This window comes from Clostridium sp. AF36-4 (assembly GCF_003435975.1).
Taxonomy (GTDB): Bacteria; Bacillota; Clostridia; order Lachnospirales; family Lachnospiraceae; genus Eubacterium_F.
In genome coordinates, this window is sequence record NZ_QTVH01000046.1 from 986 (window position 1) to 7,329 (window position 6,344).

Sequence of the window (6,344 nt, forward strand, 5' to 3'; positions counted from 1 at the left end):
TAACGGGAGCGCCCACGAGACGCAAAACTTTTCTGCCGGAATTACGGAAAACAAAAAAAGGGGCAACAAACACTGCCAACAAACCCACTTGACACCCCCTAACATTCATGATATAGTTGAGAGCAGATTGAGGATATCTCAAGAAGGGGCACACCACCTCGGGTGTGGACTTTTTTTGTGGTATCCTTTTGTTGTATCAGAAGAGAAAGGAGAGACGATATGATTTGCTTGAATGGAAACCAGGTTTCAGACTGTGAAGGATTATCACTGGAAGATTTTATCGCAAAACAAAATTTTGAGAAGAACAAAATTGCGGTTGAAATCAACGGTGAGATTATTCCAAAGAAAGATTACGGAACGGTTCAGATAAAAGAAAATGATGTGATTGAAGTGGTAAGTTTTGTTGGTGGAGGTTGATAAAACAACCCTGTCAAAATCATGACATGTAAAATGTAAATTCAAATACAAAGATTGAGAGGATAAGAACATGGAAAATAAAGATACTTTTATGCTTGGTGGACAGGAGTTTTCTTCTCGTTTCATCTTAGGCTCCGGAAAATATTCACTGGATTTAATCAAGGCATCGGTTGAAAATGCCGGTGCACAGATTATTACATTGGCGCTTCGCCGTGCGAATCAAGATGGACGTGCAAATATTTTAGATTATATTCCGGAAGGTGTTACCTTGCTTCCGAATACATCCGGTGCGAGAAATGCTGACGAAGCAGTTCGTATTGCACGCTTGTCAAGAGAAGTTGGCTGTGGCAATTTTGTAAAAATTGAGATTATGAGAGATTCCAAGTATTTACTTCCGGATAATCAGGAAACCATCAAGGCGACAGAAATTCTTGCAAAAGAAGGATTTGTAGTTATGCCTTATATGTATCCGGATTTGAATGTGGCACGTGATTTGATGAATGCCGGTGCTGCATCGATTATGCCGTTAGCTGCACCGATTGGCTCGAACAAAGGTCTTTGTACAAAAGAATTCATTCAGATCTTGATTGATGAAATTAATCTTCCGATTATTGTGGATGCCGGCATTGGAAAACCATCGGAGGCATGTGCTGCAATGGAAATGGGAGCAGCCGCAATTATGGCGAATACCGGTATTGCGACAGCAGGAGATATCCCGGCTATGGCAGAGGCATTTAAACTGGCGATTGAGGCAGGAAGAAAGGCTTATCTTGCCGGTACAGGACGCGTGTTAGAGCGTGGAGGAAGTGCATCTTCACCGCTGACCGGCTATATTCAGGATGGCAGTTTTAAAACGAAATAAAGATAGTTGGAGGACGACATGGATAAAGTAAATGAGAGTATATTAAGTGAGACAATTCTGGAAGATATGAAGGAAAACCGAATTGACCACATGACATATTTAGAGGGAATGGAAGTTTTGGATTCCGATGTTGAGAAAACGGTTGTGGAAGCAATGAATGCTTACGATTATGATTCTTATACGGCTGCGGATGTCCGCCGCGCGATTTATAAAGACAATCGTACACCCGAAGATTTTGCAGCACTTTTGTCACCGGCTGCCCTTCCTTTTTTGGAAGAAATTGCACAGATGGCACAGAAGGAGACAAGGAAACATTTTGGTAATTCCATTATGATGTTTACACCGCTTTATATTGCAAATTACTGTGAGAATTATTGTATTTACTGTGGTTTTAACTGCCATAATAAAATCCGTCGTGCGAAACTTGATGCCGAGGGGATTGAACGTGAAATGGTTGAAATTGCAAAATCCGGTTTGCAGGAAATTTTGATTTTAACCGGGGAGAGCGAGAAAATGTCGGATGTAAAATACATTGGAGAGGCTTGTAAGATTGCAAGAAAATATTTCAAGGTGATTGGCTTGGAGGTATATCCGACAAATTCCGAGAACTATGCGTACTGGCATAAATGTGGTGCCGATTATGTTACCGTATTTCAGGAGACCTACAATTCAGATAAATATGAAACACTTCATCTGGCAGGTAAAAAACGTATTTTTCCATATCGATTAAACGCACAGGAACGTGCATTAAAGGGTGGTATGCGAGGCGTTGGTTTTGCTGCTTTGTTAGGCCTTGATGATTTTAGAAAAGATGCATTTGCAACAGGAATTCATGCCTATTTATTGCAGCGGAAATATCCACAGGCAGAAATTGCATTTTCCTGTCCAAGACTTCGCCCGATTATTAATAATGATAGAATTAATCCGATGGATGTGCATGAAGCGCAGTTGTTACAGGTTGTGTGTGCTTATCGTCTGCTTTTACCGTTTGCTTCCATTACGGTTTCTACTCGTGAATGTAAGCGCGTCCGCGACAATCTGATTCAAATTTGTGCAACGAAGATATCTGCCGGCGTGGACGTTGGAATTGGTGGCAGAAGCGGAGAAGAGCAGGGCGACGAACAGTTTGAAATTGATGATACCAGAAATGTGCAGGAAGTTTATGATGCGATTTTGGAGCATGGACTTCAGCCGGTTATGAGTGATTATATTTATGTATAGAATAGCAGTAACAAACCGTCATCTGTGTGAGGGGGATTTTTTGGAAAGAATCCGGCAGATCGCACAAGGCGATGAATATAATGCCATCCTTTTGCGGGAAAAAGATTTATCCCATGAGGAATATGAAGAACTTGCGGGAAAGGTTTTGAAAATTACGAATCAGGAAGGTAAAAAATGTATTCTGCATACGGATTACCGGGCGGCACTTTCTCTTTCGCATCCTTTTGTGCATGTGCCGCTTTCAGTTATGGCACAGATGTCTCAAAAGGAAAGGGAAAAACTTCGTAATTCCGTGAAGGAAATGAGTACGTCGATTCATTCTCTGGAGCAGTTAAAAGAGGCAGAGGCATTTTCAATGGATTTTGTAATTGCCGGTCACATATTTGCTACGGACTGCAAAAAAGATTTACCACCGAGAGGATTATCATTTTTGGAAAATATTTGCGATAATTCAGAGGTTCCTGTCTATGCTATTGGCGGCATGACAAAGGAGAGAGAGCCGGAAGTTATGCGTAAAGGTGCAAGCGGTATTTGTATTATGTCAGGATGCATGAGAGAATAACCGCAAGCCTTGCAAACAGTATCTGGTTGTGTTACAATGGCAAATATTATCAAATAAGTTAGGAGTGGTAATTGTGCCTATTAAAATTCAGGATTCACTACCTGCCCAGAAAATTCTGGAAAATGAAAATATATTTGTAATGACGGAGTATCGTGCAATGCATCAGGATATTCGACCGCTGCATGTATTGATTTTAAACCTTATGCCGACAAAGATTGAGACAGAAACACAGCTTTTGCGTAAATTGTCCAATACACCGCTGCAGGTGGATGTGGAGTTTATGCAGACGAGCAGTTATAAGCCGACGCATGTGGCACCAAGCCATCTGGAAACTTTTTATCGTGTGTTTGATGACATCAAAGACCGTAATTTTGATGGTATGATTATTACAGGAGCACCGCTTGACTATACCAAATTTGAAGACGTGGATTACTGGGATGAGTTAACAAATATTATGGAGTGGTCAAAGAAGCATGTTCACTGTACTCTTTACATGTGTTGGGCTGCATTTGCCGGTTTATATTATCACTATGGTATTGAGAGGGTCGACAGAGAGGAAAAATTATCCGGCGTGTACAAACATCGGGTGCTAAAAAAAAGCTCTCCACTGTTTCGCGGTTTTGATGACATTTTTGACTGTCCGCAGTCACGTGCGATGACGGTAAACAGAGAAGATGTTGAGAAAATTCCGGAACTGGAAGTACTTGCCGTATCAGATGCGGCAGGTGTGGCGGTTATAAAAACAGAAGACAGCAGACAGTTTTTTATGACGGGACATTTGGAGTATGATTCGGATACACTGGCAAAAGAATATTTTCGTGACCTGGATAAGGGAATGAATCCGAGTATTCCGGCTAATTATTTTCCGGATGATAACCCGGAGAATAAGCCGGTTGTCCGCTGGCGTTCTGCCGGTCAATTGTTCTACAGTAACTGGCTTAACTATTATGTATATCAGAGTACGCCATATGATGTGAGAGACATTAATAAATAAAAAGCTGTTAATGAATTTTTTTGGAGGAAAGAGTGTCGATTTAAGACATTCTTTCTTGTTTTTTTTAAGGTATGATGTTATAATCTAAATAGAGTTTATAACTATATAATTACATAAAAGGAGATTTGTTATGAGGAAGTCAATTGGATTGAAAATCATGGTGCCGTTTTGCATTCTTGCAATTGTATGTGGACTGTGTTCTACATTGATTTATTCAAAGATTGCACAGATGAATCAGGCAACCAAGTCGATTAGCGACAATTATATGACGATAACGGAGAAGACAGGAGAGATGGAGTCAGATTTTATATTGCTTCAGTATAAGCTGGCTCGCTATGTAACTGCATTTGATGACGATGATTTAAAACAGTTATCAAAGGATATTAAAGAAGCTACAGCACGCATGGATAAGAATATTTCTGTTATTGCAGAGAAGAGTTCTGACGGTGGTGAAGCCGATGCTGTAAAAGACTATAAGGCTGCGTATGCAACATTTAGTGAGTCTTACCAGAAATCGAAAAAGGCAATTGATGATTATGAACTGAATGGCATGAAGAATTTGAATGAAGCGGTAGAGCCTATCTACAAGAAATTCCAGAGTGCTATTGATGATATGCAGAAGGTGAACAGCCAGAAAGTAGAGGATTCGCAGGGAGCACTTAGTGCAGCTGCATCACAGAGTACATTAGCATTTGTTGTTTTGATTGCTTTGTTGGTTGTTTCTATTGTATTCTGTATTTTAATGGTTGTAGCAACAATCCTTCGTCCAACCAAACATGCAATTCGTCACTTGAACGGTATTGTACGAAGTATTGAACAAGACCACGGTGACCTTACATCCCAGATTCAGGTAAAAACAAAAGATGAAGTGGGAACTTTGGTTGTTGGAATTAATAAGTTCATTGATTTGCTCCGCGACATTATTATGGAAATCAAATCCGATGCCGTTGAGCTGCAGGGCAATGTAGAGCAGGTGTTTAATGGTGTAAATACATCGAATGGCGATATCAAACTGGTATCTGAGGTAATGGAAAAACTTTCTGCCGGAATGGAAGAGGTAGCAAACCACGCCGACCATCTGAATGACCAGGCAGGACGTGTTTATGAAGCAATGGAGCATATTGCCGGTGAGGCAAATAATGGTTCTGATTTTGCAAAAGAAATTAAAGACCGTGCGAATGCATTGCAGGAGAGTGGTCAGAAACGCCGTAAGATGACGGCAGAGATGGCAAGTGAAATTAATACGCTGCTTCAGAGTTCTCTTGAAAAGAGTAAAGATGTTGAAAAGATTAATGTATTGACAAATGATATTTTGGAGATTTCTTCTCAGACAAACCTGCTTGCATTGAATGCATCCATTGAAGCAGCACGTGCCGGTGAGGTTGGTAAGGGATTTGCTGTAGTGGCTGATGAGATTCGTAAGCTGGCAGATTCAAGCCGTGAGACAGCGAATAACATTCAGGAAATCAGTTTGGAAGTAAACTCTTCAGTAGGAGAACTTGCAGACAATGCCAATAAGATGCTGACATTTATCCAAAATGAGGTTATGCCGGATTATGATAATCTTGTAAATACCGGTAACCAGTATAACGACGATGCAAATCGTATTGATACATTGATGCTTCAGTTTGCTGACAGTGCAACCGCACTGAAAGATACGATGCATGAGATGGCAACACTGATACATGAGATTTCAGAGACGATTAATGATAGTTCCAATCAGGTATCCGGTGTATCAGAGTCTGTAACTACATTGACGGATAGTATGATGGATATTCAGACAAGCATTCGTGTAACAGAGGATGTAAGCCGTCGTTTGGATTCTGAAGTTGCTAAATTTGTGACAGAGGCGGATGTAGATGTTCCAGCTGCCGTTGATTATGAAGATGTCGTAGAAGAATCTGAATCTTATGAGGAAACAGAAGCAGCAGAGGATGTGGAAACTGGGGTAGATGATGACGTTTATCTTACGATTTCGGACGATGCAGAGGAAAGTGAAATTGTTGACGATGCAGCAGTTGAAACGGAGACTGATGTAGAGGAAGATGAAGCGGCAGCATCATATGAGGATGAGGACTTCTCTGAATTTGCTGAGTTTGGTTCTACGGATGAATATGAACAGTTAGCAGAAGAAGATACCGAAGATACCAATGAAGATGCATAAAATCTTTTGATATATAAGTGATATAAAAAGATAATAAAACAGCCTTCACATCATTGGATGGAAGGCTGTTTTATTGTATTGGCAATAAAAATAAACCACCTGCTATGCAGGTGTGTTCCCAAAC

The 6,344-nt window shown here is 40.6% G+C and carries 7 protein-coding genes; all 7 read left to right on the plus strand.

Annotated features, from left to right (window positions below; genetic code table 11):
- On the plus strand, positions 1–223 hold a 223-nt coding region (locus DW005_RS14025), incomplete at its 5' end, for a hypothetical protein (RefSeq protein WP_207658749.1).
- Complete coding sequence (gene thiS, locus DW005_RS13195) at positions 220–417, plus strand: sulfur carrier protein ThiS (protein WP_117480129.1); 198 nt, start codon at positions 220–222, stop codon at positions 415–417. The genes DW005_RS14025 and thiS, both read left to right, overlap by 4 nt.
- A 70-nt stretch (positions 418–487) precedes the next feature.
- A complete protein-coding gene (locus DW005_RS13200) occupies positions 488–1,279 on the plus strand; it encodes a thiazole synthase (RefSeq protein WP_117480131.1) in 792 nt (263 codons plus the stop codon).
- A 66-nt stretch (positions 1,280–1,345) separates the two neighbouring features.
- Positions 1,346–2,500: a 2-iminoacetate synthase ThiH gene (thiH, locus tag DW005_RS13205; RefSeq protein ID WP_347461761.1), complete on the plus strand. Its 1,155-nt coding sequence runs from the start codon at positions 1,346–1,348 to the stop codon at positions 2,498–2,500.
- Positions 2,493–3,062: a thiamine phosphate synthase gene (locus DW005_RS13210; RefSeq protein ID WP_117480133.1), complete on the plus strand. Its 570-nt coding sequence runs from the start codon at positions 2,493–2,495 to the stop codon at positions 3,060–3,062. Before thiH ends, DW005_RS13210 begins: the two co-directional genes overlap by 8 nt.
- Before the next feature lie 73 nt (positions 3,063–3,135).
- Complete coding sequence (gene metA / locus DW005_RS13215; RefSeq protein ID WP_117480135.1) at positions 3,136–4,056, plus strand: homoserine O-succinyltransferase; 921 nt, start codon at positions 3,136–3,138, stop codon at positions 4,054–4,056.
- Positions 4,057–4,186: 130 nt separating this feature from the next.
- A complete protein-coding gene (locus DW005_RS13220) occupies positions 4,187–6,220 on the plus strand; it encodes a methyl-accepting chemotaxis protein (protein WP_117480137.1) in 2,034 nt (677 codons plus the stop codon).
- Positions 6,221–6,344 lie beyond the last annotated feature (124 nt).

Bases quoted from the DNA above. Each gene is read 5' to 3' on its own strand.
- DW005_RS13210 (WP_117480133.1), top strand. From the start codon at position 2,493: ATGTATAGAATAGCAGTAACAAACCGTCATCTGTGTGAGGGGGATTTT.
- DW005_RS13200 (WP_117480131.1), top strand. From the start codon at position 488: ATGGAAAATAAAGATACTTTTATGCTTGGTGGACAGGAGTTTTCTTCT.
- DW005_RS13220 (WP_117480137.1), top strand. From the start codon at position 4,187: ATGAGGAAGTCAATTGGATTGAAAATCATGGTGCCGTTTTGCATTCTT.
- thiH (WP_347461761.1), top strand. From the start codon at position 1,346: ATGAAGGAAAACCGAATTGACCACATGACATATTTAGAGGGAATGGAA.
- thiS (WP_117480129.1), top strand. From the start codon at position 220: ATGATTTGCTTGAATGGAAACCAGGTTTCAGACTGTGAAGGATTATCA.